The sequence below is a fragment of the Amycolatopsis alkalitolerans genome, from assembly GCF_006152065.1.
Taxonomy (GTDB): domain Bacteria; phylum Actinomycetota; class Actinomycetes; order Mycobacteriales; family Pseudonocardiaceae; genus Amycolatopsis_E; species Amycolatopsis_E alkalitolerans.
Genome location: NZ_VDFW01000007.1, coordinates 77150 through 91392, shown reverse-complemented (window position 1 = coordinate 91392; position 14243 = coordinate 77150). Strand labels below are relative to the sequence as shown.

Annotated in this window: 16 protein-coding genes and 1 pseudogene; 9 read left to right on the top strand and 8 right to left on the bottom strand. The window is 70.8% G+C overall.

The window, feature by feature from the left end; translation table 11 throughout:
* The first annotated feature begins 39 nt into the window (after window positions 1-39).
* On the top strand, window positions 40-483 hold the full coding sequence (locus tag FG385_RS10925; RefSeq protein ID WP_139096545.1) for an Lrp/AsnC family transcriptional regulator: 444 nt from the start codon (window positions 40-42) through the stop codon (window positions 481-483).
* 173 nt (window positions 484-656) lie between these two features.
* Here the strand turns inward: FG385_RS10925 and FG385_RS10920 are convergent, their stop codons facing one another.
* The 4 genes from FG385_RS10920 to FG385_RS10910 form a co-directional block, all read right to left on the bottom strand.
* On the bottom strand, window positions 657-1415 hold the full coding sequence (locus FG385_RS10920; protein WP_139096544.1) for a polysaccharide deacetylase family protein: 759 nt from the start codon (window positions 1413-1415) through the stop codon (window positions 657-659).
* Window positions 1416-1539: 124 nt separating this feature from the next.
* Complete coding sequence (locus FG385_RS10915; protein WP_139096667.1) at window positions 1540-1911, bottom strand: MmcQ/YjbR family DNA-binding protein; 372 nt, start codon at window positions 1909-1911, stop codon at window positions 1540-1542.
* A 294-nt stretch (window positions 1912-2205) separates the two neighbouring features.
* The gene (locus tag FG385_RS33860; protein WP_160148766.1) at window positions 2206-2343 is read right to left on the bottom strand and encodes a hypothetical protein; all 138 of its coding nucleotides are present in this window, start codon (window positions 2341-2343) and stop codon (window positions 2206-2208) included.
* A 35-nt stretch (window positions 2344-2378) separates the two neighbouring features.
* Complete coding sequence (locus FG385_RS10910; protein WP_139096543.1) at window positions 2379-3572, bottom strand: carbohydrate-binding protein; 1194 nt, start codon at window positions 3570-3572, stop codon at window positions 2379-2381.
* Between the two features lie 275 nt (window positions 3573-3847).
* Here FG385_RS10910 and FG385_RS10905 point away from each other — a divergent pair, with 275 nt between their 5' ends.
* The 4 genes from FG385_RS10905 (at window position 3848) to nhaA (ending at window position 7498) form a co-directional block, all read left to right on the top strand.
* On the top strand, window positions 3848-5242 hold the full coding sequence (locus FG385_RS10905; RefSeq protein WP_139096542.1) for an FAD-dependent oxidoreductase: 1395 nt from the start codon (window positions 3848-3850) through the stop codon (window positions 5240-5242).
* A gap of 70 nt (window positions 5243-5312) precedes the next feature.
* Window positions 5313-5507 carry a PspC domain-containing protein gene (locus FG385_RS10900; RefSeq protein ID WP_139096541.1) on the top strand — a complete coding sequence of 65 codons (195 nt, stop codon included), beginning with the start codon at window positions 5313-5315 and terminating at the stop codon, window positions 5505-5507.
* Between the two features lie 34 nt (window positions 5508-5541).
* Window positions 5542-6093: a DNA-3-methyladenine glycosylase I gene (locus FG385_RS10895; RefSeq protein WP_235022508.1), complete on the top strand. Its 552-nt coding sequence runs from the start codon at window positions 5542-5544 to the stop codon at window positions 6091-6093.
* Window positions 6094-6103: 10 nt separating this feature from the next.
* Window positions 6104-7498 carry a Na+/H+ antiporter NhaA gene (gene nhaA / locus FG385_RS10890; protein WP_139096540.1) on the top strand — a complete coding sequence of 465 codons (1395 nt, stop codon included), beginning with the start codon at window positions 6104-6106 and terminating at the stop codon, window positions 7496-7498.
* A 1-nt stretch (window position 7499) separates the two neighbouring features.
* Here nhaA and FG385_RS10885 read toward each other — a convergent pair whose 3' ends face one another.
* Entirely contained in the window at window positions 7500-7988 is a 489-nt protein-coding gene (locus FG385_RS10885) for a DsbA family protein (RefSeq protein WP_235022507.1), read from the bottom strand.
* Between the two features lie 89 nt (window positions 7989-8077).
* Here FG385_RS10885 and FG385_RS10880 point away from each other — a divergent pair, with 89 nt between their 5' ends.
* The 3 genes and pseudogenes from FG385_RS10880 to FG385_RS10870 all read left to right on the top strand — a co-directional run.
* Window positions 8078-10084 (top strand): S9 family peptidase, encoded by a 2007-nt coding sequence (locus FG385_RS10880; protein ID WP_139096538.1) that lies wholly within the window; start codon window positions 8078-8080, stop codon window positions 10082-10084.
* 51 nt (window positions 10085-10135) lie between these two features.
* Complete coding sequence (locus FG385_RS10875; RefSeq protein ID WP_139096537.1) at window positions 10136-10780, top strand: MOSC domain-containing protein; 645 nt, start codon at window positions 10136-10138, stop codon at window positions 10778-10780.
* 45 nt (window positions 10781-10825) lie between these two features.
* Window positions 10826-11227: pseudogene (locus tag FG385_RS10870) on the top strand (LLM class flavin-dependent oxidoreductase); the annotation flags it as partial.
* A 26-nt stretch (window positions 11228-11253) separates the two neighbouring features.
* On the opposite strand, the gene FG385_RS34785 reads toward FG385_RS10870, so the two are convergent.
* Window positions 11254-11892 (bottom strand): hypothetical protein, encoded by a 639-nt coding sequence (locus FG385_RS34785; protein WP_139096535.1) that lies wholly within the window; start codon window positions 11890-11892, stop codon window positions 11254-11256.
* Between the two features lie 187 nt (window positions 11893-12079).
* Here FG385_RS34785 and FG385_RS10860 point away from each other — a divergent pair, with 187 nt between their 5' ends.
* Window positions 12080-12589 carry an ATP-binding protein gene (locus FG385_RS10860; protein ID WP_235022506.1) on the top strand — a complete coding sequence of 170 codons (510 nt, stop codon included), beginning with the start codon at window positions 12080-12082 and terminating at the stop codon, window positions 12587-12589.
* On the opposite strand, the gene FG385_RS10855 is transcribed toward FG385_RS10860, so the two are convergent.
* Window positions 12558-13397 carry an ion transporter gene (locus FG385_RS10855; RefSeq protein WP_139096534.1) on the bottom strand — a complete coding sequence of 280 codons (840 nt, stop codon included), beginning with the start codon at window positions 13395-13397 and terminating at the stop codon, window positions 12558-12560. The two genes, FG385_RS10860 and FG385_RS10855, sit on opposite strands and share 32 nt — an antisense overlap.
* 48 nt (window positions 13398-13445) lie before the next feature.
* Complete coding sequence (locus FG385_RS10850) at window positions 13446-14216, bottom strand: IclR family transcriptional regulator (protein ID WP_139096533.1); 771 nt, start codon at window positions 14214-14216, stop codon at window positions 13446-13448.
* Window positions 14217-14243 lie beyond the last annotated feature (27 nt).

Genomic DNA, 14243 nt, shown 5'->3' with positions numbered 1-14243 from the left:
AGCCTGCTTGCCGGTCGGTTCTTTGCGTACGATGCGCGCATGGCAGAACCCCTGGACGCGACGGATCACGAGATCCTGAACCTCCTGCGCGAGGACGGCCGCCGCACGCTCGCCGACATCGCGGGGCGCGTCACGCTGTCGACGGCGGCCGTGAAACGGCGGATCGACCGGTTGCGGGAGACCGGGGTGATCACGGGGTTCACCGTGCAGGTCGATCACGCGAAACTCGGCTGGGGCATCGAGGCCTTCACCGAGATCCGGTTCTTCGGCACGACGAACGTCGCCGAGATCCTGCAGACGACCACGCGCATGCCCGAGACCCAGGCGGTGTTCACGATCGCCGGTGACCCGGACGCGCTCGTGTGGCTGCGCGTGCGGGACATGGCGCACCTGCAGAAGCTGGTCGACGAGATCCGCGCGAGCCACCGGGTGACGAGTACCAAGACGCTGATGGTGCTGGACAGCTGGATGCGCGGCAAGTGACTCCCGGCGCGGGGGGACAAGGGAGCCCGCGCACGGGAGCACTCGCCCGCCGCGACGCTCCGAGGGGGAGTCCGAGCGCGAGGCGAGACGGGTAGCCACCGCCGCAAAAACCGGCATGTTCCCCGTGTGCCAGGTAGTCGCCGTGCCCAGGCGGGCTGTTACACGCCCCACGCCTAGCCCGGCCAGTCGAACTGGTACCCCTGTGCGACGAGCCACGGCAGCAACTGGTTGAGGGCCTCGACGGTCTGGGTTCGCTTGCCGCCGCCGTCGTGCAGGAGGATCACCGCGCCCGGCCGGACCGACTGCCGCACCGTCTCGACGATTTTCGCGGTTCCGGGCAGGGCCCAGTCACGCGCGTCGACGCTCCAGGAAAGCGCTTTCATCCCCTGCCGCGCCGCGATCTGGCGCACCGGGTCCGACCAGATCCCGCCCGGCGCCCGGAAGTAGGGCACGGGCACGTCGGCGCCGGCCGCGACCTGCAGGTCCGACCAGCAGCCGGCGATCTCGGCGGTGACCCGCTGCTCGCTGCGCTTGCTCAGGTCCTCGTCGTGGCTCAGGGTGTGGTCGCACAACCGCATCCCGCGCGAGAGCACCGCGCGTACCAGATCCGGATGGCGGGCGACGTTCGTGCCGACCATACAGAAAGTCGCCACCGCACCGGCCCGCGACAGCGCGTCGAGGATCTGCGGGGTGTACACCGGGTCGGGGCCGTCGTCGAAGGTGAGCGCGACGAACTTGCCCTCGCGCGCGGTCTCGCGCACGAGTCCGTCCGGGGTGGTCGCGACCGCCTTCGCCGCGGGAGCCGGGGCCTGCGCCGGCGCGCCGTCGGCGGAGCTGAAGGCCGAGACCATCGCCGCGATCGCCACCACCAGCGCGCTCAGCAAGATCGCCCAGCGGTAACAGTACGGCGGCCGCAGCACCCGATAGCGCAACCCTGCCTCCAAACCAAACACGGAATGAGGTCAACTTGTCGACTCGGGCTGCACGATAAGGTGAGAAAAGTGGAAATCGGGGGAACTTCGCCGGAGTTTCGCGCCATGAACCGGCCGACGAAGATCATTCCCGGGCGAGTGCGATCCAGTTCAGCTTTTCCTGTTCCCGGCGGGGAAGCTTCGCGACCACGAGATCGTAGGAGTCCTCGATCATTTCGCGGACCAGCCGGCCGGGAACCGAACCGTCGAGCAGCACGGTGTTCCAGTGCCGTTTGCTGAGGTGGTACCCGGCGGTGATGGCCGGGTACTCCTGCCGCAACTGCACGGCGAGGTCCGGCTCGCATTTGAGGCTCACCCGCAGCGGGGTGCCGCGCAACGCGCTGAGCGCGAACATCTTGCCCGCCACCTTGAACACGCTGGTGCCTTCGTCGAAGGGGAACTCCTCACGTGCCCCGGGCAGGCCCAGGCAGGTCCTCTTCAGTTCCGCGGCCTTCATCCCGCCAGCGTAACCGCTCCGTCTCCGGGCCCTTCGTGAAATCGAGCGGCTGCTGGTCGCGGGCCGCCGACCACATGGCCGGCCAGGGCCCATCCGGCCTGACGGGCTCGGTGCGGCGCCGTCGCCGTAGTCCATCGCCATGACGTTCACCGCGTCCAACCGCACGGACAGGGTGAACGACACGTCGAGATCCCGCTGCTTCTGCAACTGGGCGATCGCCTGGGCGCGTCGCGTGCTGGCCGCGATGTCACCGAGCGCGCCGTCCTCGATGTCGAAATCCACTTTGGACAACTGCTAGGTGCTGATCACCTTGCGGTAGGCCGAAGCCAGTGACGAGACGTCCGGACAGGCCTGCGCGAGCCCGATGCCGTTGGCGCCGCCGAACGGGCGCGTGGTGCTGGAACTGGGCGCCGCGTCCTCGTGCTTCGTCACCTGGAACGGCCACCCGCCCCCGCTGTCCAGACCACCTAGCAGGCGCCGTTGTCGATCCAGACGCCGGCCCCGCCGCCCGGGATGTCGCCGTAGGTCCACCATTTCGCGGTCCACGCATGTCCGTCGTAGGAAACGACGGCGCCGCCGTTGTACGCCGTGGTGGCACTCCACGCCGCGACCGCGCAACTGCCCGCGGGCGTCGTGGTCGTGGTGGTGGTGGTGGGCGGCGTGGCACCGGCGAACTTGGCGGTGAACTTCGTGAAGTCCCAGTCACTCTGGGAAACGTTGCTGCACACGCCGTTGTCGGTGGTCGTGGTGCAGGCGCGGTCGCGGTTGACCGGCCAGAACGTGAACCGGCCCAGGTGGTGGCTCGTCGCGTAGTCGAGCACGGTCTGGAAATCGGCCTGGTAGAAGTACTCGGCCGCGTCGCTCTTGCCGTTCATCCCGGAGAAGCCCTCGTGCGCGTAGGCGGCCGCGCTGTCCCAGCCGAGGTGGCTCATCAGCAGCGAGTGGAACGCCTCCAGCGCGGAGGTCTGGCTCGAAGCGCCGTCAAACCCGCCGTCGAAGGGCATGATCGAGAAGTTGTCCGGGGTGAAGCCGAGGCTCTTCGACTTGTCCAGCAACTGGGTGCCGAACCAGCCGGTGCCGGCCGAGGTGCCGGGCATGGTCACCGACACGAACAGCCCGGGGTTGTCGCGCTGCAGGATCTGCGCGGCGCCGAGTTCGTTGCCGATCGCGGCGTCGTTCTCGTACTCGGGCTCTTCGAGGTCGAAGTCGATCGCGTGCAGGCCGTACTTGTCGATCACCTGCTGGTAGGCGGCGGCGGTTCCGGAGGCGCCCGAGCAGGTCTGGCCGAGTTTCGTCCCGCCGTACCCGCCGACGGAGACCGAGACGTCCCCGCCCGCGCCGCGGATCTTGCCGATCACCCCCGCGACGGTGGTGTCGGCGGAGACCGCGGAGGTCCCGTCCCAGGTGGGCGAGCAGCCACCGCCGTCGGGAGCGAGGATGAAGGCGAGCTGGAAGGCCTTCTGCCCGGTCGCGGCCATCACGGCGGCGGGATCGGGCGGGTTGTTGCTCTGGGGCATGAGGTAGGGGGCCGACGCGTACCAGTTGTTGCTCAGGGCCGCCGTCGCACCGGCGGCGGCGCCGGCGTGGGTGACGAGGGTGAGGGCGGTGCCGGCGGCGACCGTCGCGGCGGCGAGTATCGAGGCGAGTTTCCGGCGATGCACGTGTCCTCCTCGGAACGGGAGCTGCGCTTCCCCGTAATATGGACTAGACCATTGTCGCCGGTCAATGCTTTGGACCGAACCACCTCACGATGCCCGGCTTTCGTCGGGAACCGGGCATCCGCGCACCGGGCGGCCGGACCGTGATTCCCCGAATTGGTTCCCGGTTGAGAATGAACGACCTTCGCGGCGACCGGGAAATTCGATGTAAATGTGGACCGGAACCGCCGCGGGTGAGACCATCGAGCTTTCCCAGCCATTCTCACGGGGAGGCTGCGATGGCGTCGATCATTGTCTGCGGCGGAGGCCCGATAGGCCTGCTGACCTCGGTCATCCTGGCCAGGAGCGGGCATGTGGTCACCGTGCTGGAAAGCGATCCGCAGCCCGCCCCGGAAACCCCGGTCACGGCCTGGGAGAGCTGGCAGCGAAAAGGGGTCGCGCAATTCCGGCAGCCGCATAACCTGTTCTCCCGGTTCCGGATCATCGCCGACGAGGAAATACCCGGGCTGACCGGCCGGCTCGTCGAGGCTGGCTGCGCCAGGGTCGACGCGCTCGCCGGCATGCCGCCCATGATCGCCGACCGCTCGGCACGGCCCGGCGACGAGAAGTTCCGGTTCGTGACCGGCCGGAGACCCGTGCTCGAGGCCGTGTTCGCGGCCGTCGCGGAGGAGGAGCCGCACGTGACCGTGCGCCGCGGTGTCCGCGTCGCCGCCTTCCTGCCCGGACCCGAGGCCCGCGAGGGCATCCCGCACGTCGCCGGGGTGCGGACGGCCGCGGGCGAGGAACTGCGCGGCGACCTCGTGGTCGACGCGATGGGCCGCCGCTCCCCCAGCCGCGACCTGCTCGCCGCGTTGGGCGCCCGGCCCCCGGTCGTGGACGCCTCGGACGTCGGGTTCATGTACTACAGCAGGTACTTCACCGGTCCCGAGCGGCCCAAGGCACTCGCCGGGCCACTCGGGCCGTTCGGCACGTTCTCGCTGCTGACCCTGATGGGCGACAACGACACCTGGTCGGTCACGCTGTGGGCGTCCAGTCACGACAAGGCGATGAAGGCGCTCCGGCACGAAGAGTGCTTCCGCCGCGTGGTGCAGGCCTGCCCGCTCTACGCGCACTGGCTGGACGGCACCCCGGTCACCGGCATCATGCCGCTGGGCGGGATCCTGGACCGGTACCACCGCTTCACCGTCGACGGGCTCCCGGTCGCGACGGGCTACGCGGCGCTCGGCGATGCCTGGGCGTGCACGAACCCGACCGCGGGACGGGGACTGAGCGTCGGCCTGCTGCACGGGCAACTCCTGCGCGACACGGTCCGCGACCACCTCGATGACCCGTTCGAGTTCGCCCAGGCCTGGGACGCGACGACCGAACGGCTGGTGGCTCCGTTCTACTGGAACCAGATCCGCGCCGACCGGGCCAGGATCTCCGCGATGGAAGCGGTGCGCGACGGCCGGGCCCCGGCCCAAGAACCCTCCATTGTAGACAAGCTGTTCATGGCCGCGGCCTACGATCCCGACGTGTTCCGCGCCGCGCTGGAAACCGTCCTGTGCCTGGCGTTACCGCAGGAAGTGGTGCGCAGGCCCGCGATCGCCGAACGGATCGCGAACCAGGCCCAGCCGCCGCGCCCGCTGCCGGGGCCGGACCGCGGGCACCTGCTCGACCTGCTGGTCACCTGAGCCGGGATTCCGGGTCCGGATCCGGGGAGTTCCCGATGCGCCGCGGCGCCTGCCACGACATCGTGGACCCATGACGAACCCGAAACGGCTGACCAGGTCCCGGTCCCACCGGATGATCGGCGGTGTCTGCGGCGGTCTCGCCGAGTGGCTGGGCTGGCGGCCCGGCACGGTAAGGCTGCTGTTCGTGCTCTCCTGCCTGCTGCCGGGTCCCCAGTTCCTGATCTACCTGATCCTCTGGATCACCGTGCCGCTGGAAGACCGTTAAGGTCGGGGGTGACCGCCGCACGAGAGGAACCCGCGTGACCCGCTGCGCCTGGGCCATGGGCTCGGAGCTGATGATCACCTATCACGACACCGAATGGGGCCGCCCGTCCCACGACGACGCGTACCTGTTCGAACTCCTGCTCCTGGAGGGTGCGCAGGCGGGGCTGTCGTGGTCGACCGTGCTGAACAAGCGGGAGAACTACCGGCGCGCGCTCGACGGGTTCGACTTCACCCGGATCGCGCGCTACGACCAGGAGAAACTCGACGAGCTGATGGCCGAACCCGGCATCGTCCGCAACCGGCTCAAGGTCGCTTCGACGGTCAAGAACGCGCGGGCCTTCCTCGCCGCCCGCGACGAATGGGGCAGTTTCGACGCGTACCTGTGGAAATGGGTGGACGGCAGCCCGGTCGTCAACCGCCGCCGCCCGGGTGCGGCTCTCCCGGCGAGCACCGAACTGTCGGACCGCGTCTCGAAGGACCTCAAACGGCGCGGGTTCACCTTCACCGGCACCACGATCGTCTACTCCTACCTGCAGGCCGTGGGGGTGGTCGACGACCATGTGAAAGGCTGTCCGGCGATCGGCTAGGAGGCAGGTGATGGGCGCCGGCACGCCGCTACCGCCACGGCCCGGCAGCCGCGGGATCGCGTCGGCGCCACTGCCGTACTTCTCCCCGCGGCTCAAGCGCTTCCTCGCGGAAGAGTCCAGCAGCGCCGCGGTGCTCCTCGGGTGCACCATCGCCGGCCTGCTGTGGGCGAACATCCCCGGCGCCGGCTACGAAGCGTTCTGGACGACCGAGACGATGGTCCGCGTCGGCTCCTGGGAAATGGTGCTCGATCTGCGGCACTGGCTCAACGACCTGCTGATGTCGGTCTTCTTCCTCACCATCGGCCTGGAGATCAGCCGCGAGGTCACGGTGGGCTCGCTCCGCGACCGCCGGACCGTCGTCGTGCCCGCGTTCGGCGCGCTCGGCGGGATGGCGGTGCCGGCGCTGCTGTACTTCTCGTTCTCCCCCAGCGGGCCCGCGGCGGCGGGCTGGGCCATCCCGATGTCCACCGACACCGCGTTCGTGATCGGGATCCTCGCGCTGTTCGGCCCTCGCTGCCCGGACCAGCTGCGCCTGTTCCTGCTCGCCCTTTCCATCGTCGACGACATCGGCACGATCACCGTCATGGCCGTCTTCTACACCGCGCAGGTGTCGCTCGTGGCACTGGCGGTCGCGATCCTGCTCGTCGTGGTGCTCGTGCTGCTGCGGCGGGCGGGGGTATGGCAGCTCGGTCCGTATGTGGCGACCGGGCTCGCGCTGTGGTTCGCCGTCTACGCCTCCGGGGTGCATCCGACGCTCGCGGGTGTGCTGGTCGGGCTGCTCGTGCCGGTGGTCCAGCGCGACACCCACGCCCACGAGCGGCTCCGGTTCTACGGGCGCGCGGTCATCGAGCACGCCGATCCGGTCCGCGCCCGGCTGGCCTCGGCCGCGGTGCGTGCCACCGTCCCGGCCGGGGACAGGCTGCAGAACGCGGTGCACCCGTTCAGCGCGCTGTTCGTGGTGCCCCTGTTCGGTATGGCGAACGCCGGGGTGCGGCTGGACTGGCAGGTCCTGCACGGCGCGCTGACCTCGGGTGTGACGCTCGGCGTGTTCGTCGCGCTGATCGCCGGGGACACGATCGGCATCTCGGTGCTGGCCGGCCTGACCCTGCGCACGGGACTCGGGGAGCTGCCGGGCCGGGTCCGGTACGGGCACCTGATCGGCGGCGCGGTGCTAGCCGGGATCGGGTTCACCATCTCGCTGTTCCTGACCGACCTCGCGTTCGACGACGAGAGCCTGCGCGCCGACGCGAAGATCGGCGTGCTGGCGGGATCGCTCGTCGCGGCCGTGCTCGGTTCGCTCCTGCTGCGGTACCTCGGCGAACGTCTGCCGCTGTGCTCGCTCGAAACCACCGAGGGCCCGCCGCCGCTGCCGTCCGGTCCGTGGCGCGACCCGACGGCGGCGTGACTCAGCGGCCCAGCCCGAGCGCCGAACGCAACGCGGCGAGCTCGACCAGCCCGGTGTAAAGGCGGCCGTCGACGAAAAGCGTCGGTGTGCCGCGGACCCCGTCCTCCCCGCCCGCCGCGTAGTCGGCCTCTACGCCCGGCCGGAACGCCTGCGCCGCGTCACCCACCGCGCCCGTCACGCCGAGCCGGGCGGCGTACCCGGCGAGGTCGGCGTCGGTGAGCCGGTCCTGGTGGGCGAACAAGAGGTCGTGCATGGGCCAGAAGCGCTCACCGCTCGCTTCGGCGGCCAGGGCCGCGGTGAGCGCGAAGGGGTGCTTCTGGAACAGGGGGAAATGCCGGAAGATCAGCCGCACGCGGCCTTCGGAGGTGTCGCCGAGCTCGCGCAGCACGGGCGCCGCGGCGGCGCAGTACGGGCATTCGAAGTCCCCGTACTCGACGACCGTGATGGGCGCGTCGGCGTTTCCGTAGCGATGCCGGTTCAGGTCGACCACGTCCAGAGGCTAGCCGCGCCACGCTTCGCAGCCTCGAATCATGGGAAAACGCGCGGACCGATGTCACACCCGGGTGGTAGGAAGGTTTGGTGACCACCGACTCTCCGTTCGCCGACCTCGACGGCTACGTCGCCATCCCCCGCGCCGCCGGCCTCGCCCTCTCACCGGACGGGCGCCGCCTTGTCGTGGGCGTGTCCACGCTCGACGCGAAGAAGACCAAATGGGTACCCGGCCTGTGGGAGGTCGACCCGGCGGGCGAGCGCCCGGCCCGGCGGCTGACCCGCAGCAAACAGGGCGAATCGGGCGCCGTGTTCACCCCCGGCGGCGATCTGCTGTTCGTCTCTTCGCGCCCGGCGGCGGACGCGGAGGGGGACGGGGACGGGGCGGCGTCGCTGTGGCGGATGCCGGCCGGCGGCGGGGACCCGGAGGTGATCGCGTCGCCGCCCGGCGGGGTGGCCGGCGTGGTCGTCGCACGTGAGGCGGGCGTGGTGGTGGCGGGTTCGCCGATGCTGCCCTCGGCCGCGGATGCCGAGCACGACGAGCGGCTGCGCGAGCAGCGGAAGGAGGCCGCGGTCTCGGCGATCCTGCACGAGGAGTACCCGATCCGGTACTGGGACCACGATCTCGGCTCGGGCCGCACCCGGCTGCTCGCGGGCCTGCCCGGCGAACAGTTGCGGGACGTCACCGGGCACATCGGCCGCGCGCTCGATTTCGAGTCCACTTGGGACGTTTCACCGGACGGGCGCACGATCGTCGCGGCGTGGACGGTGGCCGAGCCCGGCGGTTCCCAGCGTGACACGCTCGCCACGATCGACGTCGGGACCGGCGAGCGGCGCGTGCTCGCCGAAGACGCCGACCACGAATACAGCGAGCCGCGCTTCTCGCCTGACGGCAGCCGGATCGCGGTCGTCGTGCACGAGCGCCCCACGGCGTCGAAGATCGGTGACAGCTGGCTGGCGGTGCTGCCGGCCGGCGGCGGCGAGCCACGCGCGCTGACCGAGTCGTGGGACCGGTGGCCACACGGTCCGGAGTGGACACCGGATGGCAGCGCGCTGGTGGTCGTCGCGGACGACCTCGGGCACGCGCCGCTTTGGCGGGTCGACGCGAGCACCGGTGCCGTGACGAGGCTGACCGTGTCCGGCGCGTACAGCGATGTGCGGATCTCCCCCGACGGGCGGTGGGTCTACGCGTTGCGGTCCTTTGTGGACAGCCCGCCCGCGCCGTACCGGGTGGCGATCGACGGCAGCGCCGCCGAAGCGCTGCCCGGTCCCGGACCGGCGGTCGAGGTGCCCGGCCGGGTGGAAGAGGTCGTCACGACGGCGTCCGACGGCGCGCGGGTGCGCGCGTGGCTGGCGCTTCCGCGGTCCGCGAGCGCCGAGGCGCCTGCGCCGCTGCTGCTGTGGATTCACGGTGGCCCGCTGGGTTCGTGGAACGCCTGGCAGTGGCGGTGGAACCCATGGCTCGCGGTGGCGCAGGGGTATGCCGTGCTGCTGCCGGATCCGGCGATCTCGGTGGGGTACGGTCTGGACTTCATCCAGCGCGGCTGGGGTGACTGGGGCGCGGCGCCGTACACGGACCTCATGTCGATCACCGACACGGCGATCGAGCGGCCGGACATCGACGAGCACCGCACGGCCGCGATGGGTGGTTCGTTCGGCGGCTACCTGGCGAACTGGGTGGCCGGCCACACGGACCGCTTCAAGGCGATCGTCACGCACGCTTCCCTGTGGGCGCTGGATCAGATGGGCGGGACGACCGACGGCGCGTTCTGGTGGGGCCGCGAGCTGAGCCCGGAAGCATCGTCGCGCAATTCGCCGCACCTGTCCGCGCACCGGATCAGCACCCCGATGCTCGTCATCCACGGCGACAAGGACTACCGCGTCCCGATCGGCGAGGGCCTGCGGCTGTGGTGGGACCTGGTGTCGCGTTCGGCCGCCGAGGACGGCTCGAGCCCGCACAAGTTCCTCTACTTCCCGGACGAGAACCACTGGGTGCTCACGCCCAACCACGCGAAGGTGTGGTACCAGACCGTGCTGGCCTTCCTGGCGAGCCACGTCCTCGGAAAGGAATGGCAGCGGCCGGAGCTGCTCGGGTAACGGCGGCCTGGGAGTCTGATCGGGTGCCCGCCGAAGCCGTACGGTGAAGGCATGGAGGTGCTGTCGGTCAACGTCGGGAAGCCCAGGGCGAACCCGTGGAAGCGGGTGCGCACCACCGGGATCGACAAGCGGCCCGTCAGGGGTCCGGTGGCCGTACACGCCCCCGCCACGACCGGTACCGGCGAGGTGGGCCTCGCCGGGGACCGCGCCCACGACGTCAAGCATCACGGCGGCCCCGACCAGGCCGTCTACGCCTACGCGCGCGAAGACCTCGACCACTGGGAAGCCAAGCTGGGCCGGCAGCTGAGAAACGGCACCTTCGGCGAGAACCTCACGACCGGCGGCCTGGACGTCAACGGCGCCCTGATCGGCGAGCGATGGCGGATCGGGCGCGAGGTCGTACTCGAGGTGTCCTGTCCCCGCATCCCGTGCGGCACCTTCCAGGGCTGGCTGCGCCGCGAGGGCTGGATCGCGGAATTCGTGTCGGCCTGCCGGCCCGGCACGTACCTGCGGGTGATCGAGCCCGGCGAGATCCGGGCCGGGGACCGGGTCGAGATCGTGCACCGGCCCCCGCACGAGGTCACGGTGACGCTGGCCTTCCGCGCGGTCACCCGCGAGCCCGAGTTGCTGCCGCGCCTGCTCGCCGCCGAGGGGCTGCCGGAACGGAGCAAGGACCTCGTCCGCCGCCGGACCTGACGCGCCTGCCAGAATCTCGCGGCCGAGATCGTGACCGCGCCGTTCGTTACCCGACGGCAGCCGGGGCTCGCCGGGCGCCTGTGGTACGGCGGCGCGAGCCTGCGCTCGGCGCGGTGGGCCGGCGAGCACGGGATGAACTTCCTGACCAGCAGCGTCATCCGGGCCGAGGAGTCCGAGGACTTCGCCGAGATCCAGCTGGCGCAGGTCCGCATGTTCCGGGCGCATCATCCCGACGGCGAGCGGGCCCGCGTCTCGCAGGGGCTCGTGGTGATCCCGACCGATTCAGCGACCGCGGCGCAGCGCGCCAAATACGAGGCGTATGTGGAAAAGCGGACCCCGCGCACAGCCGCCCCGCAGGGCCCGGGACGCATGCTGTTCGCGCGCGATCTGCTCGGCACCTCGGCCGAGATGGCCCGCCGGCTCTACGCGCACGCCGCGTTCCGCGAAGCCCGGCCCGGCGCTGGGCTGGTGGACTAGCGCTTGATCAGCCCGATGATCGAGCCGATGAGGCTGACGACCCCGGCGCCGAGGAAGAAGTAGTAGCCGGGGCCGGTGCTGTCCGGATTCGGCTCGCCGTTGGCGAGCCAGAAGACCATGCCGGCGATCATCACGAGCGAGACCACGAGCATCAGCGCGCCCGTGATCCGGCGGTTGCGCACCGGGACGAACATGACCGCGCCACCGAGGATCGCCACGCCGCCGCCGATCAGCACCAGGTACACGCCGATCTGGATGATCGTGCCCTCGGACGCGCCGAGATCGCTCGCCTGGCCGGCGAACTTGGCGATGTCCATGCCGGTCAGGGCGCGCCCCTGGTCGCTGAACCATTCGAGGAAGAACTGCAGCACCCCGGCGAGACCGCCGAGGATCACCACGACGGCGGCCGGGATGTTGTTCCGCGCCGGCGGCGCACCCCAGGGCCCCTGCTGCCCGTACCCGTACTGAGGGGCCGGGTAGCCGTACTGCGGCGGCGTACCGTAGCCCGGCTGCTGCGGAGCGCCGTAACCAGGCTGCTGCGCGGACCCGTACCCGGGCTGCTGGGGAGCTCCGTACCCGGGCTGGCCCTCGCCGTACCCGCCGAACTGCGGTGGCTGCTGGCCTGGATAGCTCATCTCTCCCCCTCGGACGGCGCGCGGGCGGAACCCCACCGGATGATGGTACTGCCCGAACCGTCCCCGGTGGGCGAACGCCACCGGAATCGCCGCGACAGGACGGTCCCGTCCGCAGCGGGTCAGGACCTCGTTCGGGGGAACTTGGTCGTGGTGATCTTCGCCGCGGGGCGGCCTGCGAGGGCCGGACATGAGTCCGAAGTGGACACCGGGCGGCACCGGGCACGGCCGGGTTTGGACCGGCGCCGGACGGGGTAGCCAGGACGGCCACGACTGGACGGCGCTGGGAACGATGAGTGAAACCCCGTCACTGCTGCTCGACCTGACACCGGACCACCGGCCTCCCCTGGTCGCGGTGCGGCGGTGGGCGGCACAGACCCTGCCGCGCGCGGCGCCGCGCTTCGTCTCCGACGCGCAGCTCGTGGCGACCGAACTGGTCACCAACGCCTACGACCACGCCGGAGGTGCCCTGGGGATCCGGCTCGCCTATGAGCCGGGGCGGGGCCGCCTGCTGGTCGAGGTCGACGACGCCAGCGACGAGCCGCCCGAACGGCGCGAATCGGGCGTCACGGACCTCCGTGGCCGCGGGCTCATGCTCGTCGGGCGGCTGGCCGAGGTGTGGGGCAGCCGTGCGCGGCCGGGCGGCGGGAAGACGGTGTGGGCCGTGCTCACCGGCGATGGCGCCGGTCGAACTCCTTGACGGCCGAACGCTGGGTCCGCACGCGAAGCCGCTCCTCCAGCTCGCTCTCCTCCAGCTCGTTCAGCCCCAGCTCCACCGCGCGCCGGATCTGTTCCCTGTTCTCGCGGACGACGGTCGAGAAGAACTCGTCGATACGCGGATCCAGCAGCACCTCCAGCACGACCCGGAACGACGTGTCCACGACGCCGCGCACCATCTCGCCGTGGAACGGCACCCGCCGCAGCCGCCCGAGCTGCCGGTCCTGCGACACCTTCTCGGTGATGATCGCGCGCAGCTCCTCACGGTGCGCGTCGAGCGAGCGCGCGAGGTTCTCCGGGTAGTTGCCGGTCTCCAGGACCTTGACCACCTCGTCGAGGACCGCGATGGTCACCGGCTTCTTGACCGCGCGCACGATCGGGTCGGACAGCTTGTCGACGAGGCGGTAGGTGAACTGCTCCCCCAGCGCGCGGTCGACGGCCCGGCCGATCCGCACGAGCAGCAGCACCACGACGACGAACCGGTGCCCGCCGAGCAGCACCGGATGCGCGACGGGGACCATCGCGAACAGCTCGTACCAGTTGCGTGCGAGAAAGCGCTTCCGCCAGCCGTGCCGGCGCCATCTCCACAGGAAGTCCCCGAGGAACGCCACGCAGACGCCCGCGTCGGTGTAGAAGAACCACATCGCGGCTTCATGCGGGGTCGGGCTCAGCATCAGGTACGCGGGCAGGCCCACGGAGATCACCGCGAGCACGAGCATGATCCAGTCGTCCGCGTGCACATTGCCGGGCAGGATTCCGCTGTTGAGCTCCGGCTCTCGGGCGTCGCGCATGGGCCCGATGATGACATGCGGTCCGAAGTGGAGCCGCTCGGCCGGCGCTCAGCGCGTGATCTCCCGAAGCGCCGCCGACGCGTCCGCGACCGCGTCGAGGACCATGCCGGCGAGCTCGCGGCCGACCCGTTTCGTCGGCATCCGGGTCGACGGCAGCACCACGTTGATCGAGGCGACCGGCGCGCCCACCACGTCGCACACCGCGGCGCCGACCGCGCTGACGCCCTTCTCGCCCTCCTCGACGTTCATCGCGAAGCCCGCCTTGCGGATCGCGGTCAGTTCGCGGGTCAGCTCCGGCCAGGCCGAGATCGACTCGGGGGTGCGGCGCTCCAGGCCGCGCCCGGCGAACCGGCGTTCGAACTCCACTTCGGACAATACGGCCATGATCGCCTTGCCCGCCGCCGTACAGTGCGCGGGAATCAGCACCCCGGTCCGGTTGCCGACCCGGACCGTCTGGGTGCCCTCGATCCCGTCCACGAACCGGATGTTCCGCCCTTCCAGCACGCCGAGGCTCACCGTCTCGCCGGTGCGCGCCGAGAGCCGTTCGAGCGCCGGCCGCACGACCTGCCGCACATCCATCCCGGCACTGGCCAGCCCCACCTCACGCAGCACCGGACCGGGACGGTACGGCCCGTTGCGCGTCTCCTGCTCCGCGAAACCCTGTGCGCGCAGGGAGTTCAGCAACCGGTGCGCGGTCGAGGGCGCGACCCCGAGCAGGTCCGAAACCTCCGACAGGCGCAGCGCGCGGTGCTGGGCCAGCAACCGGACGAGCTGGAGCGCGTTGTCCACCGAACTGAGCCCCGGGCGCGATTTCGCCATAGCGGAAATGTACCGTGCAAATCTTCC

Coding starts and splice junctions, on each gene's coding strand:
- FG385_RS10875 (WP_139096537.1), top strand. CDS start 10,136: ATGGAGGTGCTGTCGGTCAACGTCGGGAAGCCCAGGGCGAACCCGTGG.
- FG385_RS34785 (WP_139096535.1), bottom strand. CDS start 11,892: ATGAGCTATCCAGGCCAGCAGCCACCGCAGTTCGGCGGGTACGGCGAG.
- FG385_RS10850 (WP_139096533.1), bottom strand. CDS start 14,216: ATGGCGAAATCGCGCCCGGGGCTCAGTTCGGTGGACAACGCGCTCCAG.
- FG385_RS10900 (WP_139096541.1), top strand. CDS start 5,313: ATGACGAACCCGAAACGGCTGACCAGGTCCCGGTCCCACCGGATGATC.
- FG385_RS10860 (WP_235022506.1), top strand. CDS start 12,080: ATGAGTCCGAAGTGGACACCGGGCGGCACCGGGCACGGCCGGGTTTGG.
- FG385_RS10905 (WP_139096542.1), top strand. CDS start 3,848: ATGGCGTCGATCATTGTCTGCGGCGGAGGCCCGATAGGCCTGCTGACC.
- FG385_RS10915 (WP_139096667.1), bottom strand. CDS start 1,911: ATGAAGGCCGCGGAACTGAAGAGGACCTGCCTGGGCCTGCCCGGGGCA.
- FG385_RS10925 (WP_139096545.1), top strand. CDS start 40: ATGGCAGAACCCCTGGACGCGACGGATCACGAGATCCTGAACCTCCTG.
- nhaA (WP_139096540.1), top strand. CDS start 6,104: ATGGGCGCCGGCACGCCGCTACCGCCACGGCCCGGCAGCCGCGGGATC.
- FG385_RS10855 (WP_139096534.1), bottom strand. CDS start 13,397: ATGCGCGACGCCCGAGAGCCGGAGCTCAACAGCGGAATCCTGCCCGGC.